General features: G+C 71.4%; 21 protein-coding genes. 8 read left to right on the plus strand and 13 right to left on the minus strand.

Annotation, left to right across the window (positions count from 1 at the left end):
• Positions 1–88: 88 nt before the first annotated feature.
• The 5 genes from ACYVLT_RS30305 to ACYVLT_RS30325 all read right to left on the minus strand — a co-directional run bounded on the left by ACYVLT_RS30305 (position 89) and on the right by ACYVLT_RS30325 (position 4717).
• Entirely contained in the window at positions 89–382 is a 294-nt protein-coding gene (locus ACYVLT_RS30305) for a GroES family chaperonin (RefSeq protein ID WP_073886419.1), read from the minus strand.
• A gap of 36 nt (positions 383–418) precedes the next feature.
• The gene (locus ACYVLT_RS30310) at positions 419–2254 is read right to left on the minus strand and encodes an NHL domain-containing thioredoxin family protein (protein WP_461123580.1); all 1836 of its coding nucleotides are present in this window, start codon (positions 2252–2254) and stop codon (positions 419–421) included.
• Positions 2255–2318: 64 nt separating this feature from the next.
• A complete protein-coding gene (locus ACYVLT_RS30315) occupies positions 2319–2699 on the minus strand; it encodes an NTP pyrophosphohydrolase (protein WP_461123581.1) in 381 nt (126 codons plus the stop codon).
• Between the two features lie 424 nt (positions 2700–3123).
• A complete protein-coding gene (locus ACYVLT_RS30320) occupies positions 3124–3270 on the minus strand; it encodes a hypothetical protein (RefSeq protein WP_461123582.1) in 147 nt (48 codons plus the stop codon).
• A gap of 253 nt (positions 3271–3523) precedes the next feature.
• A complete protein-coding gene (locus ACYVLT_RS30325) occupies positions 3524–4717 on the minus strand; it encodes an AAA family ATPase (protein ID WP_461123583.1) in 1194 nt (397 codons plus the stop codon).
• Positions 4718–4839: 122 nt separating this feature from the next.
• Between ACYVLT_RS30325 and ACYVLT_RS30330 the strand changes: the two genes are divergently transcribed.
• On the plus strand, positions 4840–5463 hold the full coding sequence (locus tag ACYVLT_RS30330) for an SIMPL domain-containing protein (RefSeq protein ID WP_461123584.1): 624 nt from the start codon (positions 4840–4842) through the stop codon (positions 5461–5463).
• A 122-nt stretch (positions 5464–5585) separates the two neighbouring features.
• On the opposite strand, the gene ACYVLT_RS30335 is transcribed toward ACYVLT_RS30330, so the two are convergent.
• Positions 5586–6629: an OmpA family protein gene (locus ACYVLT_RS30335; RefSeq protein ID WP_461123585.1), complete on the minus strand. Its 1044-nt coding sequence runs from the start codon at positions 6627–6629 to the stop codon at positions 5586–5588.
• 151 nt (positions 6630–6780) lie between these two features.
• Entirely contained in the window at positions 6781–8049 is a 1269-nt protein-coding gene (locus tag ACYVLT_RS30340) for an acetyl-CoA C-acetyltransferase (RefSeq protein WP_461123586.1), read from the minus strand.
• A 100-nt stretch (positions 8050–8149) separates the two neighbouring features.
• Between ACYVLT_RS30340 and ACYVLT_RS30345 the strand changes: the two genes are divergently transcribed.
• Entirely contained in the window at positions 8150–9487 is a 1338-nt protein-coding gene (locus tag ACYVLT_RS30345; RefSeq protein ID WP_461123587.1) for a 3-oxoacyl-ACP reductase, read from the plus strand.
• Positions 9487–10287, plus strand: coding sequence for a MaoC/PaaZ C-terminal domain-containing protein (locus ACYVLT_RS30350; protein WP_461123588.1), 801 nt, complete (start codon positions 9487–9489; stop codon positions 10285–10287). The genes ACYVLT_RS30345 and ACYVLT_RS30350 overlap by 1 nt, the downstream gene beginning before the upstream one ends.
• Here the strand turns inward: ACYVLT_RS30350 and ACYVLT_RS30355 are convergent.
• The gene (locus tag ACYVLT_RS30355; RefSeq protein WP_360448884.1) at positions 10277–10708 is read right to left on the minus strand and encodes a MarR family winged helix-turn-helix transcriptional regulator; all 432 of its coding nucleotides are present in this window, start codon (positions 10706–10708) and stop codon (positions 10277–10279) included. The two genes, ACYVLT_RS30350 and ACYVLT_RS30355, sit on opposite strands and share 11 nt — an antisense overlap.
• A 126-nt stretch (positions 10709–10834) precedes the next feature.
• On the opposite strand from ACYVLT_RS30355, the gene ACYVLT_RS30360 reads away from it, so the two are divergent.
• Entirely contained in the window at positions 10835–11761 is a 927-nt protein-coding gene (locus tag ACYVLT_RS30360) for an alpha/beta hydrolase (RefSeq protein WP_461123589.1), read from the plus strand.
• On the opposite strand, the gene ACYVLT_RS30365 is transcribed toward ACYVLT_RS30360, so the two are convergent.
• A complete protein-coding gene (locus ACYVLT_RS30365) occupies positions 11758–12453 on the minus strand; it encodes a TetR/AcrR family transcriptional regulator (RefSeq protein ID WP_461123590.1) in 696 nt (231 codons plus the stop codon). The genes ACYVLT_RS30360 and ACYVLT_RS30365 overlap by 4 nt on opposite strands.
• Positions 12454–12552: 99 nt before the next feature.
• Between ACYVLT_RS30365 and ACYVLT_RS30370 the strand changes: the two genes are divergently transcribed.
• The 3 genes from ACYVLT_RS30370 to ACYVLT_RS30380 all read left to right on the plus strand — a co-directional run bounded on the left by ACYVLT_RS30370 (position 12553) and on the right by ACYVLT_RS30380 (position 14878).
• Positions 12553–13197, plus strand: a complete 645-nt coding sequence (locus ACYVLT_RS30370; RefSeq protein ID WP_461123591.1) for an SCP2 sterol-binding domain-containing protein — start codon at positions 12553–12555, stop codon at positions 13195–13197.
• 7 nt (positions 13198–13204) lie between these two features.
• Positions 13205–14419: an acyl-CoA dehydrogenase family protein gene (locus ACYVLT_RS30375; protein ID WP_461123592.1), complete on the plus strand. Its 1215-nt coding sequence runs from the start codon at positions 13205–13207 to the stop codon at positions 14417–14419.
• A gap of 90 nt (positions 14420–14509) precedes the next feature.
• On the plus strand, positions 14510–14878 hold the full coding sequence (locus tag ACYVLT_RS30380) for a VOC family protein (protein WP_461123593.1): 369 nt from the start codon (positions 14510–14512) through the stop codon (positions 14876–14878).
• Between the two features lie 3 nt (positions 14879–14881).
• Here the strand turns inward: ACYVLT_RS30380 and ACYVLT_RS30385 are convergent, their stop codons facing one another.
• Entirely contained in the window at positions 14882–15787 is a 906-nt protein-coding gene (locus tag ACYVLT_RS30385) for a helix-turn-helix domain-containing protein (protein WP_461123594.1), read from the minus strand.
• A gap of 85 nt (positions 15788–15872) precedes the next feature.
• Between ACYVLT_RS30385 and ACYVLT_RS30390 the strand changes: the two genes are divergently transcribed.
• Positions 15873–17168 (plus strand): pentapeptide repeat-containing protein, encoded by a 1296-nt coding sequence (locus ACYVLT_RS30390; RefSeq protein ID WP_461123595.1) that lies wholly within the window; start codon positions 15873–15875, stop codon positions 17166–17168.
• 21 nt (positions 17169–17189) lie between these two features.
• Here ACYVLT_RS30390 and ACYVLT_RS30395 read toward each other — a convergent pair whose 3' ends face one another.
• From ACYVLT_RS30395 to pdhA, 3 genes are read right to left on the minus strand one after another with little or no spacing between them, the layout of a single operon-like run.
• A complete protein-coding gene (locus tag ACYVLT_RS30395; protein ID WP_461123596.1) occupies positions 17190–18563 on the minus strand; it encodes a dihydrolipoamide acetyltransferase family protein in 1374 nt (457 codons plus the stop codon).
• Positions 18564–18573: 10 nt separating this feature from the next.
• Complete coding sequence (locus ACYVLT_RS30400; RefSeq protein WP_461123597.1) at positions 18574–19596, minus strand: alpha-ketoacid dehydrogenase subunit beta; 1023 nt, start codon at positions 19594–19596, stop codon at positions 18574–18576.
• Positions 19596–20789, minus strand: coding sequence for a pyruvate dehydrogenase (acetyl-transferring) E1 component subunit alpha (gene pdhA, locus ACYVLT_RS30405; RefSeq protein ID WP_461123598.1), 1194 nt, complete (start codon positions 20787–20789; stop codon positions 19596–19598). The genes ACYVLT_RS30400 and pdhA overlap by 1 nt, the downstream gene beginning before the upstream one ends.
• Positions 20790–20925: the final 136 nt, after the last annotated feature.

Consider the following 20925-nt stretch of genomic DNA (forward strand, 5'->3'; position numbering starts at 1 on the left):
TTGCCTCTCGCAAGGTCCTGGGACTGCTTACCCGACGGTCGTCACACGTCGATCACGGTTGGGCAGTGCCCCGGTCTCACCGCAGTTGTCACAGGTAGAGCCCGGTCCCGTGCTCCGTCCGCTCGGTCGCGGTCGCGTGCACGTCCCGTTCGCGCATGACGAGGTAGGTGCTGCCCTGCACCTCGACCTCGAACTGGTCCTCCGGGTTGAACAGCACCCGGTCGCCGACCTTCACGTGCCGCACGTTCGTACCGACCCCGAGCACGTCTCCCCAGGCCAGGCGCTTCGCCATCTGGGCGGTCGCCGGGATCACGATGCCACCGCTGCTGCGACGTTCGCCGTCCTCCGGCGAGATCCGCACCATCACGCGGTCGTGCAGCATCTGGATCTCAAGCTTGACATCGGGCACCAGCAGAGTCTAGATGCCTTCGTCGAGGCCACCCATCATCAGGGGTAGCCGCCGCGGCCCGTCCCTTACCACGCGGACCGGCACGCCCCAGTCCTGGCGGGCCAGTTTGCACACCGGGTGCTCGACGGTCGGGTCGTCCGTGCAGCTCGCGGCCTGCGCCACGACGTGCAGGACGCCTTCGGTGAAGCCCTCGGCGACGCGCAGCGAGCGCACCAGGTCCGTGCCGACGCCCGCGCCCGCCGCCAGCAGCCCGGGCGGTGAGCTGGTGATCTCCAGGCGGGTGGACGGGCCGAACCGGTCGTCCAGCTTCTGGCCGGTCGGCGGGGTGAACACGACGGCGAGCTCGACCTCGCCCGACGCGATCACCGACGGCGGCCTGCGCACCTGGTGCGCCTCGCCGTCGACCAGCCGCGCGCCGGGTGCGACGGGGCGTTCCAGGCGGTGCGCGGCGGAGGCGACGACGACCAGCTCGCCGTCGACCAGGACCGCGTCGGACGGCTCGGCGATGTCGGTGGCCAAAGTGGACACCTCGCCGGTGGCCGGGTCGTAGCGGCGGATGGCGCCGTTGTAGGTGTCGCAGACGACGACCTGGCCGCCGGGCAGGACGGTCACGCCGAGCGGGTGCTGCAGCAGCGCCTGGTCGGCCGGGCCGTCGCGGTGGCCGAAGTCGAACAGGCCCTTGCCGACGGCGGTGTGCACGGTGCGGTCGGCGTCGAGGCGGCGCAGCGCCGAGGTCTCCGAGTCGACCAGCCAGAGCCGGTCGCCGTCGGCGGCCAGGCCCGAGGTCTGGGCGAAGAACGCCTCGTGCGCCGGTCCGTCGTGCAGGCCTTCGACGGTGGTGCCGGCCAGCCGTTCGACGCGCCGTTCCAGGGGCTTGAACAGGCCGAGCGTGTGGTTGCCCGCCATCGCGATGGCGACGCCCCGCGCCGGCTCCCACCAGGCGACGTCCCACGGGCTGGTGAGGTGGATCACGTCGGCGGGGCCGTCGGTGTCACCGTCGCGCCACTGCTCGCCGGTGCCGGCGACGGTGGTGACCTCGCCGGTGTCCAGGTTCAGGCCGCGCAGGAGGTGGTTGACGGTGTCGGCGACGACGGCGTGGTAGCCGACCTCGGCGGCGACGTCGTCGGGCAGGAGCGCGATGCCGGCGGGTTCGGAGAAGGTGGGTTCGAGGCCGTCGCGGCGACCGCGGATGCCGGTGCCGATGCGCCTGATCACGGTCTCGCCGTCGGGTTCGAGCTCGACCAGGCCGTGGTGGGCGGAGTCGCTGACCAGCAGGGTGCCGTTCGCGGTCAGGACGGCCTTGGCGGGGAAGCGGAGTTCGGTCTCGCGGGGCGGCGGCGCGACGTACGGGCCGTCGCCGCGGTGCAGGGTGCCCTTGGCGTCGTGCTCGGTGACGATCTCGGACACGACCTGGCGCAGCGCGTCGAGGTGGCCCTCGCCGGCGGCGACGTGCACGACGTAACCCTCGGGGTCGACCAGGACGAGCGTGGGCCACGCCTTGACCGCGTAGTTCTGCCACGTCGTCAGCTCGGGGTCGTCCAGCACGGGGTGCTCGACCTGGTACCGCTCGACGGCCGCTTCGAGGGCCGCGGGCTCCGCCTCGTGGACGAACTTGGGCGAGTGCACGCCGATGGTGACCAGGACGTCGGCGAACTCGGCTTCGAGGGGGCGCAGCTCGTCGAGGACGTGCAGGCAGTTGATGCAGCAGAAGGACCAGAAGTCGAGCAGCACCACCTTGCCGCGCAGGTCCTTGAGCCCGATCTCCTGCCCGCCGGTGTTCAGCCAGCCCCGGCCCACCAGTTCGGGGGCGCGGACACGGGCACGGCGTCGTTGTGCGGTCGTCACGTCCGAAGTGAACACGAGTCCCACGCGCCGGTATTTCGCTGTCCACCAACTGGGACGACTGGGGTCAACGGGGCCGGCGGACGGTGCGGGGGCCCAGGACGGTGGCGTTCAGGGCTTGCACGCGGGCGCGCAGGGCGCGGTCGGCGGTGATCACGGTGCACGGGCGGTCCGGTGGGTTGGCGCGGACGACGTCCACGATCGCGTCGTCGCCGGAGCCGGTGGCGGAGACCACGCGGACGCCGAGGACCGACTCGACGTGACGCGCCCTGCCCTCGACCACGAGGACCACTTCCAGGGGGCCGGCGAGGGCGGGCAGGCCGTGTTCGGCCACGTCGACGAGGTCGTCACGCAGGCGGGCGGCGGCGCCGGCGCGGTCGCGCCACCAGCCGTCCGGGACGGAGCCGACGACGTTGGCCGCGTCCACGACGAGGAGGGGCAGCGTCACCGATCCATGCTCTCAGCAAACCCTCATGAAACTGTCGTCCCCCGATGGCACCATGGAGTGGTCCATTGGGGGACAGACATGAACACGCAGGGGGAGATAGTGATGATCAGGCGCGCCCGCAGAACGCCGGACGACACCTGGAACGGCTCGGCCACGGCCAAGTAGCCGGACATGGGAAACCCCGCGGTGCTGCCAGGTCGGGGGTCCGACAGCACCGCGGGGTCATCTGGAACATCGACACACGATCGGGGACTGTTACATCCCCCGAAGGGTGTGACGTAGATCACGGTTTGATATGACGAAGCCCTGCCGCGCGGGAGGTGCGGCAGGGCTTCGTCGTTTCCCCCTTCGCCAGAGCGCGGACGACGGGGCGCGCACCCGGTGTCGATCGGGTGGTCGTCACGCGCGCCGGAGGAGGCCCTCCTTAACGGAGGTTGGTCCCCTGGGCCTGGGCGATCGCCATCAGCTCGTAGCGCATGGCCGGGGTGGGCGCCATGTCGATCGCGCGGGCGACAGCCTTGCGGTTGCGAGCCTCGACACGACGAGCGCGGAGCTTCGCAGTGAAGTTCATCGGGGGTTCATCCCTCTCAAAGGTGTTCCTCGGTGTGTGCCTCAAGTATGCACCCACGCGAGCGCGATTGCACCCGATTATCCGGTGAGGTGCCACACACGCCGACGAATCATCGGCTGTAACGCCATAGACCCCGACGATTCGCCTGACGTACACCTGCTTGACCGGACGCGCACCGGCCCACTCTCTAGCGTGCACGCTAGACCACCCAATGCGACCGAAGCGACCGGATAACCCCAGGTCAGCCAGCAGATCAGTCCTCGCGACCGAGCAGGAACCGGCCGAAGTGCGGCACGGTGAACGCGATCTGCCCGCGTTCCGCCGAGTACACGAGCCCCTTCTTGATCAGGCTGTCCCTGGCCGGCGAGAGCGACGACGGCTTGCGCCCCAGGTGGTCGGCCACCTGCGCGGTGTTCACGCCCGCGTCCTTGCCGTCGGTCAGCTCCGCCATCGCCCGCAGGTACTCCCGCTCGGCCGGCGTCGCCCGTTCGTACCGCGAGCCGAAGAAGCCGACCGCCAGCTCCGCGTCCGCCTCCGGCGCGGCCACCGCCACGTCCATCGCGGTGATCGGGTCGGCGGGCGCCGCGTCCCACGCCGCCTTGCCGTAGGCCTGGATGAAGTACGGGTAACCGCCGGAGGCGTCGAACAGCGCGTCCAATGCCTCGGGCTCGATGCCCGCCTCCTCGCGGTCGACCGGCGCCAGCACCGCGCGGTCCGCGTCCTGCCGCGAGAGCCGGTCGATCCGCACGTACCGGAACAGCCGCTCCGAGTACGACTTCGACGCCGACAGCACGGCGGGCAGGTGCGGCAGCCCGGCGCCAACCACGACCAGCGGCGCGCCCGACTGCGACAGCTCGTGGCACGCCGCGCACAACGCCGAGATGTCGTCCGCCGGCACGTCCTGCATCTCGTCGATCAGCAGCGCGACACCCGTGCCGACGTCCTGCGCCAGCTCCGCGACCTCGGTGAACAGCTCCACCAGGTCGATCTCGATGTCACCGGAGTCCGCCCGGCCGACCGCCGCGGGCACGTCGATGCCCGGCTGCCACCGGTCGCGCAGCTTCGCGTCCTCGGGGTTGGCCCGCAGCGCGAACGCCTTCAGCACACCGAGCACGGCCTCGACCCGGTCCGGCGCGCGGTGCCGCACGGCCAGGTCGCGGATCGCCCGGTGCAACGCGGCCGACAGCGGGCGGCGCAACCCGGCCTCGGGCCGTGCCTCGATCTTCCCGGCGCCCCAACCGCGCTTCATCGCCATCGACCGCAGCTCGCCCAGCAGCACGGTCTTGCCCACGCCGCGCAGCCCGGTGAGCACGAGGCTGCGTTCCGGCCGGCCGCGCGCCACCCGTTCGAGCACCACGTCGAACGCGCCCAGCTCCTTGTCGCGGCCCGCCAGCTCAGGTGGCCGTTGGCCCGCGCCGGGGGCGAACGGGTTGCGCACCGGGTCCATCCTCGGACGGTATCGAGGTGTCTACGGCCGATCCAATACTCGGACCGTGTCGTCCGGTATTCGTGAATCTAGCTTCTGATCTAGATAGCGCTATCGAGTGACATGGGCGGTAGCGTCAGGTCATGGCTGAGGTGGTGACGAAGGGCGTCGGCAAGGTCGAGCGGACCGCCGACCGCGCCGAGGTGCAGGTGAGCTTCGAGACGACGGGCTCGACGCGCAACGAGGCGGTGGACCGGCTGACCGCGCGGGTCGCCGCGGTGGAGCCCGCGTTCGAGCGGCCGGGCGTCGAGGTGCGGTCGCGGCAGCTCAACGTGCACGACAACTGGGACGGCAAGCGCCGTTCCGGCAGCCGTGCCATGCAGAACTACGTGGTGCGGGTCGACGACGTCACGGGCCTGGACGACCTGCTCGGCGCGCTCGTGACGGCCGAGCCGACGTGGCTGAACGGGCCCACGTGGCAGCTCCGGGACGACGCGGACGCCGTTCGGGAGGCGCAGCGCGAGGCCGTGCGGGACGCGCGCCGGCGTGCCGAGGGGTACGCCGAGGCGCTGGGTGCCCGGCTGGGACCGCTCCAGCGGCTGACCGACGGTGACGCCGAGGCCTGGGCGGCCGAGTCGCACCGGTCGATGGCGGCCGGCTACGGCGGCGCGCCCGGCGTGCCGCCGCAGATGGACCAGCTCAACCTGGAGGCGCAGCAGATCGTGGTCACGGTCCGCTGCACGGCCTCGTGGACGCTCCTCGACTGACGCCCGCGCGCGTTCTGAGCGTTGAACTCGGGGTACGCAAACGTAGGACACGCGCGTCCTGAACGTAGGACACGCGCGTTCTGGAGGTAGGACTCACGAGGGGTGGAGGTAGGACTCTCGGGTTAGCTGGGGGATTTCGGTTCGGCCAGTTCGACCACGACGGAGCGGTTGCGGGCGGCGGCGGCCGGGATCAGGTCGCCCGCGTCGTCGAGGTCGACGGCGAGGGGCGAGGTGAAGCCCGCGCCGACCACCTCGGTGAACGCCGACCGGCTCACGCCGAGCTCCACCAGCGCCGACACCACCCGCTGACCGCGCCGCCGGGTCAGGTCGATCGCCGCCTCCGCGGACGTCGAGCTGGCCGTGCGGGCGACGACGCGCGCGGTCGTGCGGCCGTCGAACTTCTTCGCCACCTCCTGCAACACCTCGCGCGCACCTGCCGCGAGCTCATCGCTCCCGGCCTTGAACAGCATCGAGTTGGGCACGTGCACCAGCGCGTCCTCGTGCACGACCTCGCCGACGTCCACGACCGGCACGTCGGCGCGACTGATCGACGCGCCACCGGGCACCGTGTCGGTGTCGTGCGCGCAGCTGTTCGCGCCGAACTTCGCGCAGACGCCCAGCCACAGCTCGACCAACGCCTCCCGGGCGCCCGCCGGCAGCGGCGGCTGGTCACCGGCCACCTGGCCGAGCCCGGAGAAGATCACGTCCTTGCCGGTCAGCTCGGGCACGGCGTCGTCCGGCACCGCGGCCACCACCGCGGCGACGTCGAGGTCGAGGCCGAGCCGGGTGAGGTCGAGCGGGTCGGTGGTCTGCAACCCGCTGCTGTGCAGCACCAGCACCGCCGGTCCCGCCGCGGCGGCCATGTCGGCCAGCACGGACAGCGGGTCGAGGTCCCGGCTGGTGCCGCCGAGCTGGCTGAGCTGACCCGTGAGCCGGTTCAGGTTCTGCTCGAAGCCCAGCTCGCGCAACGCCGCGTCACCCTCGACCTCGTTGCCGTCCCGGACGGTGAAGTCCTCGTCCGAGTACGCGCTCCCGGACGCCTCGCCCTGCCGGTACACGACCACCCGGGTCACGCCCTGCTCGACCGCGGCCGACAGCCGGTCGACGACGGTCGACGTGAGCGCGACCCGCGGCTCGTTGGCCGACGCGGTGACCCCGATGCGCACGGTGGTGGTTTCACGGGAGGTGTCCCCGCAGGCAGCACAAGACGCCGCCACAAGCACGACTGCGGCGAAGAGCCGTGAGTGGTTCATGCATTGGAAACGGAATGGGAACGCGTTGTGTTACCTACAACACCCGTTCGGCCTAATGATCACGTTATCGCTCCACGATCGCCGTAACTCCCTGACCACCCGCCGCACAGATCGAGATCAGCGCGCGACCTGCGCCCTTCTCCGCCAGCAGCTTCGCCGCCGTGGCCACGATCCGCGCGCCCGTGGCCGCGAACGGGTGCCCGGCGGCCAGCGACGAGCCGTTGACGTTCAGCTTCGACCGGTCGATCGCGCCGAGCGGGCCGTCCAGCCCGAGCCTGCCCTTGCCGAAGTCCTCGTCCTCCCACGCCTTCAACGTCGCCAGCACCTGAGACGCGAACGCCTCGTGGATCTCGTAGAAGTCGAAGTCCGACAACCCCAGCCCGGCACGCGCGAGCATCCGCGGCACCGCGTACGCGGGCGCCATCAGCAGGCCCTCGCCGCCGTGCACGTAGTCCACCGCCGCCGTCTCGGTGAACGTCAGGTAGGCCAGCACCGGCAGGTTCCGCGCCGCGGCCCACTGCTCGGACGCCAGCAGCACGGCCGACGCGCCGTCGCTGAGCGGCGTGGAGTTGCCCGCGGTCATCGTCGCGCCCTCGCCCCGGCCGAACACCGGCTTGAGCGTCGCCAGCTTCTCCGCCGACGAGTCCGGCCGCAGGTTCTGGTCCCGCGCCAGCCCCAGGTAGGGGGTGACCAGGTCGTCGAAGAAGCCCCGCTCGTACGCGGCGGCGAGGTTGCGGTGGCTGGCGGCGGCCAGCTCGTCCTGGTCCTCGCGGGCGACGTCCCACTCGCGCGCGGTGATCGCCGCGTGCTCGCCCATGGACAGGCCGGTGCGCGGCTCGCCGTTGCGCGGGATGTCCGGCACCACGTGCTTGGGCCGCAGCTTCAGCGCCGCCTTGAGCTTCGCGCCGGCGGTGCGCGCCCGGTTGAACTCCAGCAGCACGCCGCGCAGGTCCTCGTGCACGCCGATCGGCGCGTCGCTGGTGGTGTCCACGCCGCCGGCCACGCCCACCTCGATCTGGCCGAGCGCGATCTTGTTCGCCACCGCGAACACGGCCTGCAGGCCGGTGCCGCACGCCTGCTGCATGTCGTAGGCAGGCGTCTCGGCGGACAGCCTGCTGCCCAGCACGGCCTCGCGGACGAGGTTGAAGTCGCGGCTGTGCTTGAGCACCGCGCCCGCGACCACCTCGCCGAGCCGTTCGCCCTGGAGGCCGAACCGGCTGACCAGGCCGTCCAGGGTGGCGGTGAACATGTCCTGGTTCGATGCCGTGGCGTAGGGGCCGTTCGAGCGGGCGAACGGGATGCGGTTGCCGCCGAGGATGGCTACTCGCGCCATGTCGTCCTCCAGGGTGGGGCCGTGGCCGGTGGGCAGGTCGACGCCAATGTTACCTACTCATCAGTAGACTTACTAGCGAGTAGGGAGTGTGATGGTGCGCATGGATCGATACCAGTCGTTCGCCAGGTCCGGCCTCGGGCGGTTCGTCGTCGGCAAGCTCGGCCTGCCCGACCCGTACCCGCTGCGCCGCCACTCACCCGGACAACCCCCGCTCGACGGGCCCGTGCTGATCGGCGGGGGCGGTCGGCTGGTCGAACCCGTCGGCGCGGCGGTGAAGTCGATGGGACTGGAGTCGGCTCCCGCCCGCGACGCGACGCGCGAGGGCGCGGCACACGGCGAGAGGTACGGCGCGCTGGTGTTCGACGCGTCCGGCATCGACGCGGTCGAGCGGTTGCGCGAGCTGTACGAGTTCTTCCAGCCGGTGATCCGGTCGCTCGGGCCGTCCGGCCGGGTGGTCGTGTTCGGCACGCCGCCCGAACTGGCCGAGTCGCAGGTCGCGCAGCGCGCGCTGGAGGGCTTCACGCGCAGCGTCGGCAAGGAGCTCAAGCGGGGCGGCACGGCGCAGTTGGTGTACGTCGAGCCCGGTGGCGAGGACGCGATCGAGTCGACCGTGCGGTTCCTGCTGTCCGGGCGCTCGGCGTACGTGTCAGGGCAGGTGGTGCGGATCGGTCCGGCCGAGGTCGAGGCGCCGCGGGACTGGGAGCGGCCGCTGGCCGGGAAGGTCGCGCTGGTCACGGGCGCGGCGCGGGGCATCGGTGCGGCGATCGCCGAGGTGCTGGGGCGGGACGGCGCGACCGCGGTGTGCCTGGACGTGCCCGCGCAGGGCGACGAGCTGTCCGCGGTGGCCAACCGGGTGGGCGGGTCCGCGCTCCAACTCGACATCACCGCGCCCGACGCGCCCGCGCGGATCGTCGAGCACCTCGCCCAGCGGCACGGCGGCGTCGACGTCGTGGTGCACAACGCGGGCATCACCCGCGACCGCACGCTCGGTCGGATGGACGCGGGCCGGTGGGACGCGGTGGTCGCGGTGAACCTGGCGTCCCAGGAACGGGTCAACGACGCGCTGCTGGCCGCGGACGCGTTGCGGCCCAACGGGCGGATCATCGGCGTGTCGTCCATCGCGGGCATCGCGGGCAACGTCGGCCAGACCAACTACGCCACCACCAAGGCGGGCGTGATCGGCATGGTCGACGCGCGGTCGCGGCAGGTCGCGGGCCGCGCCACGGTGAACGCGGTCGCGCCGGGCTTCATCGAGACCAGGATGACCGCCGCCGTGCCCCTGTTCATCCGCGAGGCGGGTCGGCGGATGAACAGCATGTCGCAGGGCGGCCTGCCGGTGGACGTCGCCGAGGCGATCGCGTGGCTCGCGCACCCCGCGTCGGCCGGCGTGAACGGCAACGTCGTGCGGGTGTGCGGGCAGAGCCTGCTGGGGGCGTGATGGCGAACCTGACCCTGCTCTACGCCAAGGCCGCGCTGACCGCGTTCACCCGGCGCGGTGGCGAGCTGCCCCCGTCCTCCTTGGACGCCGAGGTGACCGTCGATCCACGGCACCTGGCCCGGTACGCCGAGGTCTGCGGGTTCGGCGTGCGCGACGAGCTGCCGATCACCTACCCGCACGTGCTCGGGTTCGGGTCGCAGATCCGGCTGATGACCGGGCCCGGGTTCCCGTTCCCGCTGCCCGGCCTGGTGCACGTGGCCAACCGGATCCGGCAGCACCGGCCGGTGTGGGCGTCCGAACCGCTGTCGCTGCACGTGGCGGCGGCGAACCTGCGACCGCACGAGCGCGGGCGGCAGTTCGACGTGGTGACCGCGGTGTCGGTGGACGGCGAGGAGGTGTGGGTCGACGTGTCGACTTATCTGCGCCGGGAGGGTGCGGGGTCGGGAGAACGGGCGTCGCGCGCCGACCCGCCCGCGCCGACGGCCCGGTGGCGACTGCCCGGCGACCTCGGCCGGCGGTACGCGGACGCGTCCGGCGACCGCAACCCCATCCACCTCAACCCGTTGGCCGCCAAGCTGTTCGGCTTCCCCCGGGCCATCGCGCACGGGATGTGGTCCAAGGCCCGGTGCCTGGCCGCGTTCGAGGGCAGGCTGCCCGACGCGTACGAGGTCGACGTGCGGTTCAAGGCGCCCATCCTGCTGCCGGGTGAGGTCGACTTCTCGTCCTCGCGCACCGAAGACGGGTGGCGGTTCGCGCTGTGGTCGGGTCGCCCGCACCTGGAGGGCGTGATCAGCGGCTGACGTTGTCGGCCAACGTGCGGAGCAGGGCGCGCAGCCGTGCGGTGTCGGACTCGCTGAGGTTCATCGCCTCGCCCATCGCGGGCGGCACGTCCTTGGCGCGGCCACGCAGCTCGTCGCCCGCTTCGGTGAGCACCAGCCGGACCGACCGCTCGTCGTCGGGACGGCGTTCGCGGCGGATGAGACCCGCCGCCTCCAGGCGCTTGAGCAGCGGTGAGAGCGTGCCGTAGTCGAGTTGGAGCGCGGCGGCGACGTCCTTGACCGGGACCGGGCCGCGTTCCCACAGCACCAGCAGCACCAGGTACTGCGGGTAGGTCAGGCCGAGGTCGTCCAGCAACGGCCGGTACCGCGCGGTGACGGCCCGCGAGGCCGCGTAGAGCGCGAAGCAGAGCTGGTCGTCCAGGTCCAGGCTGAAGTCCCGCATGGCCGTCCTCCGTCCACTTGTGATCGAGCCCACGATACACCTGCGCCCATTTAGATTGTGCACGATGTAATCGCGGGCTATGTTTTGTGTCGTCCGGATCGACCGCACGACATCGAGGAGCCCGAGATGACCGTCCTGGAACCGGCCGCCGCCGAGTTCGCCGCCGCGACCGCCAACCCGCCGTACCTGTTCGACCTGGGCCCGGTCGAGGGCCGCTTGGCCGTGGACGACGTGCAGTCCGGCGAGGTGTTCAAGCCCGAGGTCGACGAGGAGTGGGTGACGGTGGGCGAGGTGCCCGTCCGGGTCGTGCGCCCGGCCGGCGCGACCGGCACGCTGCCCGTGATCCTGTACGTGCACGGTGCGGGCTGGGTGTTCGGCAACGCCAAGACGCACGACCGGCTGGTCCGCGAGCTGGCCGTCGGCGTCGGCGCGGCCGTGGTGTTCCCCGACTACAGCCTCTCGCCCGAGGCGCGCTACCCGGTGGCGCTGGAGGAGAGCTACGCCGTGGCGCGGTGGATCGTCACCGAGGGCGCCGCGCGCGGACTCGACGCGTCGCGCCTGGCCGTGGCGGGCGACTCCGTCGGCGGCAACATGTCCGCGGCGCTGACGCTGCTGGCCAAGGAGCGCGGCGACGTGGCGTTCACGCAGCAGGTGCTGTTCTACCCGGTGACGGACGCGTCGTTCGACACGCCGTCGTACCGGGAGTTCGCCGAGGGCTACTTCCTGCGGCGTGACGCGATGCAGTGGTTCTGGGACCAGTACACGACCGACGAGGCGCAGCGCGCGGAGATCACCGCCTCACCGCTGCGGGCGTCGGTGGAGCAGCTCACCGGGCTGCCGCCGGCGTTGGTGATCACCGCCGAGGCCGACGTGCTGCGCGACGAGGGCGAGGCGTACGCGAACAAGCTGCGCGAGGCGGGCGTGCCGGTGACCGCGGTGCGCTACCAGGGCGTCATCCACGACTTCGTGATGCTCGACGCGCTGCGCGAGACCCACGCCGCCGAGGCCGCGATCGGCCAGGCCGTCGCCGTGCTCAAGGGCGCGCTGGCCTAGGCCGTCCCGTCCCCCTCCCGGCCGCGGTCGGACCTGCGGGACGGCGGGTGCCACACGTCGCCCGCCACCAGGTCCCCGAAACCCATCCACACCAGGTTCATGAGCCGGGCGGCGACGACGCCGGCCGGCTCCTCGGGGTTGTCGAGCCACCAGTCGGCCAGCGACTCGCCCGCGCCGACCAGGGCGGCGGCCAGCGACTCGGCCTCCTTCTCACCGGCCCGCGGCACGTTGGTGAAGTCCGACGAGTGCACCAGCAGCGCCGCCACCAGGCTGATCGCCCGGCCGCGCATGTCGGCCAGCTCCGCCGCGAACGGCCCGCCCTGGGACGAGGCCTGCCGGTGCAGGACCTGCCAGCTGGCGCGGTTCTCGCCGACGAACCCGAAGAACGCCCGGAGTCCGCTCCACAGCTGGACGTCCGGCGGCTCCTCGGCCTCGACGCCGTCCGCGATCGCCTCCATCATCCGGGTCGCCTCGCGGCGGATGCAGGTGGCGAACAGCTCCTCCTTCGAACCGAGGTAGGCGTACAGCATCGGCTTGGAGATGCCCGCGACCTCCGAGATCTCGTCCATGGACGCGGCGTGGAAGCCCAAGCGCGAGAAGACGTCGACGGCGGCGTCCATGATCTGCCGCTCGCGCACCGCGCGTGGCAGCCTCTTGGCCCGACCCGAGCGAACCGGTTGCTCTGCGTGCATCGCACCCCCTGGATGGCTGGCACAAGATTACTCTGAGCCCCTTGCCGCCTTACCTACTCGCCAGTAGGCTTACCGTGTAGTAGGTAGCGGAGGTGCCACATGACCATCGACCTCACCACCGAGGCGATCGCGAAGCTCAGCCCCCAAGAGCTGATCTCAACGCTCAAGCAGGTCGATCCGGCCGATCCGGCGCTCAACGACGTCGACATCGACGTCATCGCGCGCGGCATCGACCCGAAGAAGCTCGGCAAGGACGAGTTCGCCGACCTGCTGGGCGCGCTGGGCGCGCTGGCCGACGGCGGCGCCGACCTCGACCTGGCCAAGATGGACCCGCAGAACTTCGCGCGGATCATCTCGCGCGCGGCCAAGGACCAGATCGAGGCCGTGACGTCCCGGCCCGGCCTGCGCGAACGCGTGCTCGACGAGGTGTTCCGGCGCATGGAGGTGCACTTCCGCAGCGACCGCGCGGGCGCCACGCGCGCCGTCGTGCACTTCCGGCTCACCGGCGGGTTCGACGGCGACGACGTGTACGAGGCGATCATCGAGAACGCCGAGTGCACGATCGACAAGGCCGCCACCCGTGACCCCAGGGCCGTTGTCACGTTGGGACCGGTGGAGTTCCTGAAACTCGCGACCGGCAACGCGTCGGCCCCGGTGCTGTTCATGACCGGCAAGCTGAAGGTCAAGGGCGACCTCGGCTTCGCGGCGGGGTTCATGAGCCTGTTCAACATTCCGAAGGCGTGAGGGGACCATGGGCGGTTTTTCGCTGGAGCTCAACGAGGACCAGCTTGACCTGCGCGAGTGGGTGCACGGCTTCGCGAAGGACGTGATCCGGCCCGCGGCCGCGGAGTGGGACGAGCGCGAGGAGACGCCGTGGCCGGTGATCCAGGAGGCGGCGAAGATCGGCCTGTACGGGTTCGAGTCGCTGGCGACCTGGTTCGCCGACCCCATCGGGTTGTCGCTGCCGATCGCCACCGAGGAGCTGTTCTGGGGTGACGCCGGGATCGCGTTGGCGTTGATGGGCACCGGTCTGGCGGCGGCGGGCATCTTCGCCTCCGGCGAGCCGGAGCAGTTGGCCGAGTGGGTGCCGGAGTGCTTCGGCACCGAGGACGACCCGAAGCTGGCGGCGTTCTGCGCGTCCGAGCCGCAGGCGGGGTCGGACGTGGCGGGGTACCGGACGCGGGCCGTGTACGACGAGGCCACGGACGAGTGGGTGATCAACGGGCAGAAGGCGTGGGCGACCAATGGCGGTATCGCCAACGTGCACGTCGTGACGGCGGTCGTTGACTCCTCCCTGGGCGCCCGCGGCCAGGCCGGTTTCGTCGTGCCGCCGGGCACGCGCGGGCTGTCGTCGCCGGGGAAGATCAAGAAGCACGGGATGCGGGCGTCGCACACGGCGGACGTGTTCCTGGACGACGTGCGCGTGCCGGGTCGGTGCCTGCTGGGTGGCAAGGAGCGGCTGGACGCCAGGCTCGCCCGTGCCCGGGAGGGGCAGAAGGCCGGTGGTCAGGCGGCGATGGCGACGTTCGAGACGACCCGCCCGACCGTCGGCGCGATGGCCGTGGGCGTCGCGCGTGCGGCTTACGAGTACTCGCTGGAGTACGCGAAGGACCGCTCGGCGTTCGGCCGGAAGATCATCGAGAACCAGTCCATCGCCTTCGACCTGGCGAACATGAAGATGGAGATCGACGCCGCCCGCCTGCTGGTCTGGCGGGCCGCCTGGATGGGCCGCAACAACGTCCCGTTCACGGCGGGCGAGGGGTCGATGTCGAAGCTCAAGGCCGGCGAGGTCTCGGTGTGGGCGACGGAGCGTGCGATCCACATCCTGGGTGGGGCGGGGTACACGCGCGAGCACCCGGTCGAGCGGATGCACCGCGACGCGAAGATCTTCACCATCTTCGAGGGGACGTCGGAGATCCAGCGGTTGGTCGTGGCCAGGGCCATTTCGGGCATGTACATCAGGTGAGGTGACGTCCCAGGTTCGCCTGGGTCCGGGCGGGGTCTTCGGGACGCGGAAGACCCCGTCCACTGCTTTCGGCGCGGTTAGGCTCGGTGGATGGTTGGGGTGTTGCAGTGCGTGGTGCTTGATTGTCCGGAGCCCAAGGTGCTCGCCGAGTTCTACCGGGGGCTCCTCGGTGGTGAGGTCGATCGGGCCGATCGGCGGTGGTCGTTGGACGAGAACTGGTCGACGTTGCACACCGAGTCGATCGTGCTGGGCTTTCAGCGGGCCGTTGAGTACTTGGCGCCCGAGTGGCCCGATCCGGCCAAGCCGCAGCAGTTCCACCTGGACGTCGGGGTGGAGGACCTCGGCGTGGCCAAGGCCGAGGTCCTCCGGTTGGGCGCCACGTTGTTGGACGACTCCAACGACGTGTGGTGGGTGTTCGCCGATCCCGCCGGCCACCCGTTCTGCCTGGTGTGGGAGTGACGGTCAGCGGCCCGCTTCGACCAGCCACGCCCGCTCTGCGGTGGTGTCGGGCACCTGCGGCTCCCAGCCGTTGATCTTGGCGATCAGCTGCCAGTAGCGCTCGGCCCTGGGATCGCCGAACTCCTCCAGTCGGCGGGACAGCTCGGGGCCCACGGGGACGTCCAGGGCGGACGACCACCTGTCGTTGATCCGGGCCACGACCGCCGCCGCCTCGGGTGACCGCGGGTCGACGCCCGCGTCCAACGCCTCGCGGGCCTGTCCGATCGCGTAGTGGAACGCCTCCAGCTGCGCCGGCGAGGACGGCGCCATGTCGGCACCTTCCGCCCGCATCTCCTGGTGCCGCTGCGACATCCGCCGGACCGACGCCCGGAAGTCCGGGTCGCGCACCAGGTTCACCAGCTCGATCCACGCCTCCAACTGCTCCGGCGACGGGTCGTCCGGCAGGTCCACCCGGACCGACCGCATCCGTTCCAGGAACGCCGGGTCCATGTCGAACCCGCCGAACACGTCGTCGAAGAAGTCGTCGAGGATCGCCTGGCGCTCCCCCTCCGACAGCCGCGCGAACTCGTGCACCATCTCCACCTCCCCGTTCCGTGCCACGACCCGCAGCACGGCCCGGCGCAACCGGAGCGTGCGCATCTGCGCGTCGATGGCTTCCGCGTGCGTCCGGGCCACCTCGGCCACGGACACCTCCCGCGCCAGCACCCGTTGCGCCGTGGGCAGGTCGACGCCCAGTTCGCGCAGGGTCCGCACGAGCTTCAGCCGCGCCAACCCGTCGACGTCGTAGGTGCGGAACCCGCCCGCCGTGCGCCCCGCCACGGGGATCACACCGGAGTCGGAGTAGAACCGGATCGTCCGCGTGGACAGCCCGGTCATCCGCGCCAGTTCGCCGATCGAGTAGTGCGTCACGGGGACCACCCTGAACTCTCCAGTCACTGGAACTTCAACCGATTAACGCCATCGTCGGGCAGGATGGCGCGACGTGCCGCCTTCCGTGACCCCTTACCTGCCGGCCGGGCTGGCGTTCCTCGTGCTCCTCGGCCTATGGCTGGCGGCAAGACTCGCCGTCCGCCTGTCACGCGCGGAAAAGCCGACGCTGGACGAGGTCGTCCCGGCCGGCCAACGCCTGCCCTCCGGTGCCAAGGGGCCGATGGCGTGGGCGCTGGTCAAGTGGGTGCTGCTGGCCGTGCTGCTCGCCGCGGCCACCGGGTACGGGCTCTACCGGCTGCTCGGCAGGCCGGCGCTGCCCGCTTCCACCAGCTTCACCACCGCGGAGCTGCTGGACCTGCTGAAGATCGGCTTGGCCGTGGTGGGCGGGCTGGGCGCGGTCGTGGCCTTGGCCGTGGGATACCGCAAGCAGCAGGTGTCGGAGGCCGCGCACGTCATCGCCACCCTGCAAGAGGAGCGGGAACGCACGAAGTTCTTCAACGAGCGCTACGGGAAGGCCGCCGAGCAGCTCGGTCACGAGAACTTCGCGGTCCGCCTGGCGGGGGTGTACGCGATGGCCGGCCTGGCCGACGACTGGCCGGAGCAGCGCCAGATCTGTGTGGACGTGATGTGCGGTTACCTGCGCACGCCCTACCCCGAGGCGGACCGCACGGAGCGCGAGGTCAGGCAGGAGATCATCACCACCCTGCTCGACCGCGTCCAGACCTGGCCGGCCGGAGTGGTGCGGATGGACTTCCGCGGCGTCGAGTTCGAAGACCTCGACCTGTCACGGCGGTCGTTCAACGGCTCCTTCACCTTCGACAAGGCCGTCTTCCGCGGCGAGCGCACCGACTTCGCCAACTGCCGGTTCGCCGGGAACGTCAGCTTCCGCAGGGCCAGGTTCGTCGCGGCGGTCACCTCGTTCGAAGAGATCAAGGCCCGGTCCGCCACGCTGGACTTCAGCGAGGCCGAGTTCACCGGCGGCTCGGTCGACTTCTCGACGTCGGATCTCAGGAGCAGCACGGTCGACCTGACGGGCGCGGTCCTGCGCGGCACCACCCTCACCTTCCGCAGACTCGTCGGCCGGTCCGTGACCATCGCGCTCGACGGCGCCGAGTTGAGCCGGTCGACCGTGGACCTGTCGATGGTGAACGTGCTCTCCGCCCGGACGAGGTCCGTCGTGGGGCTGCGCGCGGTGGAGGCGGAGCAGTGCCGGTTCCGGTTCGACGGCAGCCGCCTGTGGGACGCCGACCTCCGGCTGATCGACGCGGAGTTCACCGACTGCGCGGTCGAGTTGGCCGGCACGCAGCCGTCGCACGTGGTGGAGCTGCTGAACAGGATCGGCGACGCCGGGAGCCGGTGAGGGCTCCCGGCGTCCACCGGGCTAGTACGTCATCGCCACGCCGGGATCGGCGAGCAGCGCGCCGACGTCGGCCAGGAACTGCGAACCCTGCTGGCCGTCGACCACGCGGTGGTCGAAGCTGAGCGCCAGCTGGCACACCTTGCGCGGCACGACCTGGCCGTCCACCACCCAGGGCATGTCCCGGATCGCGCCGAACGCGAGGATCGCCGACTCGCCCGGGTTGATGATCGGGGTGCCCGTGTCGACGCCGAACACGCCGACGTTGGTGATGGTGATCGTGCCGTTCACCATGTCGGCGGGCGTCGTCTTGCCCTCACGTGCGGTCGTGGCGAGCTCGTCCAACGCCACGGCCAGCTCGCGCAACGACATCCGGTCGGCGTCGCGGACCTTCGGGACCACCAGGCCGCGCGGCGTCGCGGCCGCGATGCCCAGGTGCACGTAGTCCTTGTAGACGATCTCCTGCGCCGCCGCGTCCCACGTCGCGTTGACGTCGGGGGTGCGGCGGGCGGCCAGGACGACCGCCTTGGCGGCGAACGCCAGCGGCGTGAGCTTGACGTCGCGGAACCCCGGCGCGTTCTTCAGGCGCGCCCGCAGCTCCATCATCGGCGTCACGTCCACGGTCAGGAACTCCGTGACGTGCGGTGCGGTGAACGCGCTGTCCACCATGGCCTGCGCGGTCGCCTTGCGGACGCCCTTGATCGGCACGCGCCGCTCCCGCGACCCGCTGTCCACGACGGACGGCGCGGCGGGCGCGGGCGCCACGGCCCGCTCGACGTCCTCCCGCGTGATCACGCCACCCGGGCCGGAGCCCGACAGCGCGAACAGGTCGACACCCAGGTCCTTCGCCAGCTTGCGCACCGGCGGCTTGGCCAGCGGCACGTAACCGCCGGCCGGGGTCGACGCCGGTTCCGCGACCGCGGGAGCCGGTGCCGGCGCGGACACCGGAGCGGCCGGGACCGCAGGCGCGGAGACCGGAGCGGCGGCCACGGGGGCCGGGGCGTCCTTGCGCTGACGGCGCTTCGCCGCGCCGGCCCGCGGGCCGTAGCCCACCAACGTGGCGATCCGCCCGCCTGGCATCTCCTCGCCGATCTTGCCGTTCGACGCGGACGCGGACGCCGGCGCGGGCGTGGCGGCCGGGGCCGAGCCGCCCGGGTCCACGTCGATCGTGATGATCGGGACGCCGACCTCGACCGTCTGGCCCACCTCGGCCAGCAGCTCGGTCACCACGCCGTCCCACGGGCACGGCAGCTCGACGGCCGCCTTGGCCGTCTCGATCTCGACGATGACCTGGTTGACCTTCACCGCGTCACCCGGCGCGACGTGCCAGGTGAGGATCTCGGCCTCGGTCAGCCCCTCTGCCGTGTCGGGCATGGGGAACTGCTTGAACTGCGGCACAGCTATCCCCTTACCAGGCCAGCGAGCGGTCGACGGCGTGCAGCACCCGGTCGAGGTCGGGGAGGAACTCCTCCTCCAACTTCGACGGCGGGTACGGGGTGTCGAACCCGGTCACCCGCAGCACCGGCGCCTGGAGGGAGTAGAAGCACTCCTGCTGCACCTTGGCCGCGATCTCGCCGGAGATGGAGGCCTCGCTGGGCGCCTCGCTCACCACGACCAGCCGGCCGGTGCGCCGCACCGACTCGTACACGGGCGCGAGGTCGAGCGGGGACAGCGTGCGCAGGTCGATGACCTCCAGCGACCGCCCCTCCTCCTCGGCCGCCGCGGCGGCTTCCAGGGACGTGCGCACCATCGGCCCGTACGCCACGAGCGTGACGTCCGAGCCGGTGCGCAGCGTGCGCGAGGCGAACAGCGGTCCGGGCGCGGCGGTCGTGTCGACCTCGCCCTTCTCGTAGTAGCGCCGCTTCGGCTCGAAGAACAGCACCGGGTCGTCGCAGTCGATCGCCTGCTGGATCATCCAGTACGCGTCGGCCGGGTTCGAGCACGCGACGACCTTGAGGCCGGCGGTGTGCGCGAAGTACGACTCGGGCGACTCGGAGTGGTGCTCGACCGCGCCGATGCCGCCGCCGAACGGCACCCGGATCACCATGGGCACCTTGAGCCGGCCCTGGGTGCGGAAGTGCAGCTTGGCGACCTGCGACACGATCTGGTCGAAGCCGGGGAAGATGAAGCCGTCGAACTGGATCTCGCACACCGGCCGGTAGCCGCGGATCGCGAGGCCGACGGCGGTGCCGATGATGCCGGACTCGGCCAGCGGGGTGTCCAGCACCCGCTGCTCGCCGAAGTCCTTCTGCAGGCCGTCGGTGATCCGGAAGACGCCGCCGAGCTTGCCGACGTCCTCACCCATCACGATGACCTTGGGGTTGGCCTCCATCGACGCGCGCAGGCCGTTGTTCAACGCCTTCGCGATGGTCAGCGTCTGCACCGCGGCGGGCCCGGCGGACGTGGGGCGGTCCATGGTCGGAGCGGCCATCAGTGCTCACCTCCGGCGAACCCGGCGTGGTAGGCCAGGAACTCGTCGCGTTGCGCCTCCAGGACGGGGTTGCCCTCGGCGTAGACCTCGCTGAAGATCCGCCCGGCCGGCGGGTCGGGCAGGGTGACGCAGTAGTCGCGCAGCTCGATCGCGATCTGCTCGGCCTCGTCCTCGATCGAGTCGAAGAACGCCTGGTCGGCCCACTGCTGCTTGACCAGGTGCACCTTGACCCGCTCGATCGGGTCCTTCAGCTTCCACAGCTCCAGCTCGTCGGACAGCCGGTAGCGCGACGGGTCGTCGGAGGTGGTGTGCGCGTCCATCCGGTAGGTGAACGCCTCGATCAGGATCGGGCCGTTGCCCTGGCGGCACTCCTCCAGCGCCCAGCGGGTGACCGCGAGGGTGGCCAGCACGTCGTTGCCGTCGACCCGGATGCCGGGGAAGCCGTAGCCGCGCGCCCGCTGGTAGAGCGGGAGGCGGGACTGGCGCTCGGTGGGCTCGGAGATGGCCCACTGGTTGTTCTGGCAGAAGAACACCAGCGGCGCGTCGTAGACCGCGGCCCACACGAAGCCCTCGTGCACGTCGCCCTGGCTGGTCGCGCCGTCGCCGAAGAAGCAGATGGTGGCCTCGCCGTCGGAGTCGCCGACCTTGCCGTCGAACTTCTGCCCCATCGCGTAACCGGCGGCGTTGAGCACCTGGTTGCCGATGACGATCGTGTACGGGTGGAACCGGGTCGCGACCGGGTCCCACGTGCCGTTGTCGGTGCCGCGGAAGATGCCGAGCAGGTCGGTCGGCTTGACGCCGCGCGTCCACGCGATGCCGTGCTCGCGGTAGCTCGGGAACGCCATGTCCTCCGGCCGCATGGCCCGACCCGCGCCGATCTGCGCGGCCTCCTGACCGAGCAGCGGCACCCAGATGCCCAGCTGGCCCTTGCGCTGCAGCGCGTTGGCCTCGCGGTCCACCCGGCGGACCAGGACCATGTCGCGGTACAGCCCGCGCAGCTCCTCGGCCGTGATGTCGATGTCGAAATCCGGGTGCTGGACGCGCTCGCCCTCGGGGGTGAGCAGCTGCACCAGGTCGGCGCCGCCCTCGTCTGTCGCTCGCAAGCCTGCGATCACCTGTTCCGCTGTCGGTGTGGCAGCAGTGGCCGGCGCGGCATCCGGCCCTGGGTGCGTCCATTCTTCGGGGGACGACATGCGCCTTGTCTCCTCGTCTACGAGGCCGCCCGGTCGCTTGTGGCGATCCTCGCGGCTGCACCGCCGGTCGCTGTCGCCCCCGGGGTGTGGGGGTCGGGCAACCGTCGGCGCTGACGGTGTTCTCATCCACATCCTG

This window comes from Saccharothrix stipae (assembly GCF_054781895.1).

What these genes read in the sequence shown, in the direction of transcription:
- ACYVLT_RS30320 (WP_461123582.1), bottom strand. Translation starts at nt 3,270, where the DNA reads ATGAACTTCACTGCGAAGCTCCGCGCTCGTCGTGTCGAGGCTCGCAAC.
- ACYVLT_RS30340 (WP_461123586.1), bottom strand. Translation starts at nt 8,049, where the DNA reads ATGGCGCGAGTAGCCATCCTCGGCGGCAACCGCATCCCGTTCGCCCGC.
- ACYVLT_RS30380 (WP_461123593.1), top strand. Translation starts at nt 14,510, where the DNA reads ATGGTTGGGGTGTTGCAGTGCGTGGTGCTTGATTGTCCGGAGCCCAAG.
- ACYVLT_RS30305 (WP_073886419.1), bottom strand. Translation starts at nt 382, where the DNA reads ATGCTGCACGACCGCGTGATGGTGCGGATCTCGCCGGAGGACGGCGAA.
- pdhA (WP_461123598.1), bottom strand. Translation starts at nt 20,789, where the DNA reads ATGTCGTCCCCCGAAGAATGGACGCACCCAGGGCCGGATGCCGCGCCG.
- ACYVLT_RS30370 (WP_461123591.1), top strand. Translation starts at nt 12,553, where the DNA reads ATGACCATCGACCTCACCACCGAGGCGATCGCGAAGCTCAGCCCCCAA.
- ACYVLT_RS30360 (WP_461123589.1), top strand. Translation starts at nt 10,835, where the DNA reads ATGACCGTCCTGGAACCGGCCGCCGCCGAGTTCGCCGCCGCGACCGCC.
- ACYVLT_RS30400 (WP_461123597.1), bottom strand. Translation starts at nt 19,596, where the DNA reads ATGGCCGCTCCGACCATGGACCGCCCCACGTCCGCCGGGCCCGCCGCG.
- ACYVLT_RS30330 (WP_461123584.1), top strand. Translation starts at nt 4,840, where the DNA reads ATGGCTGAGGTGGTGACGAAGGGCGTCGGCAAGGTCGAGCGGACCGCC.
- ACYVLT_RS30365 (WP_461123590.1), bottom strand. Translation starts at nt 12,453, where the DNA reads ATGCACGCAGAGCAACCGGTTCGCTCGGGTCGGGCCAAGAGGCTGCCA.
- ACYVLT_RS30345 (WP_461123587.1), top strand. Translation starts at nt 8,150, where the DNA reads ATGGATCGATACCAGTCGTTCGCCAGGTCCGGCCTCGGGCGGTTCGTC.
- ACYVLT_RS30325 (WP_461123583.1), bottom strand. Translation starts at nt 4,717, where the DNA reads ATGGACCCGGTGCGCAACCCGTTCGCCCCCGGCGCGGGCCAACGGCCA.
- ACYVLT_RS30355 (WP_360448884.1), bottom strand. Translation starts at nt 10,708, where the DNA reads ATGCGGGACTTCAGCCTGGACCTGGACGACCAGCTCTGCTTCGCGCTC.
- ACYVLT_RS30375 (WP_461123592.1), top strand. Translation starts at nt 13,205, where the DNA reads ATGGGCGGTTTTTCGCTGGAGCTCAACGAGGACCAGCTTGACCTGCGC.
- ACYVLT_RS30350 (WP_461123588.1), top strand. Translation starts at nt 9,487, where the DNA reads ATGGCGAACCTGACCCTGCTCTACGCCAAGGCCGCGCTGACCGCGTTC.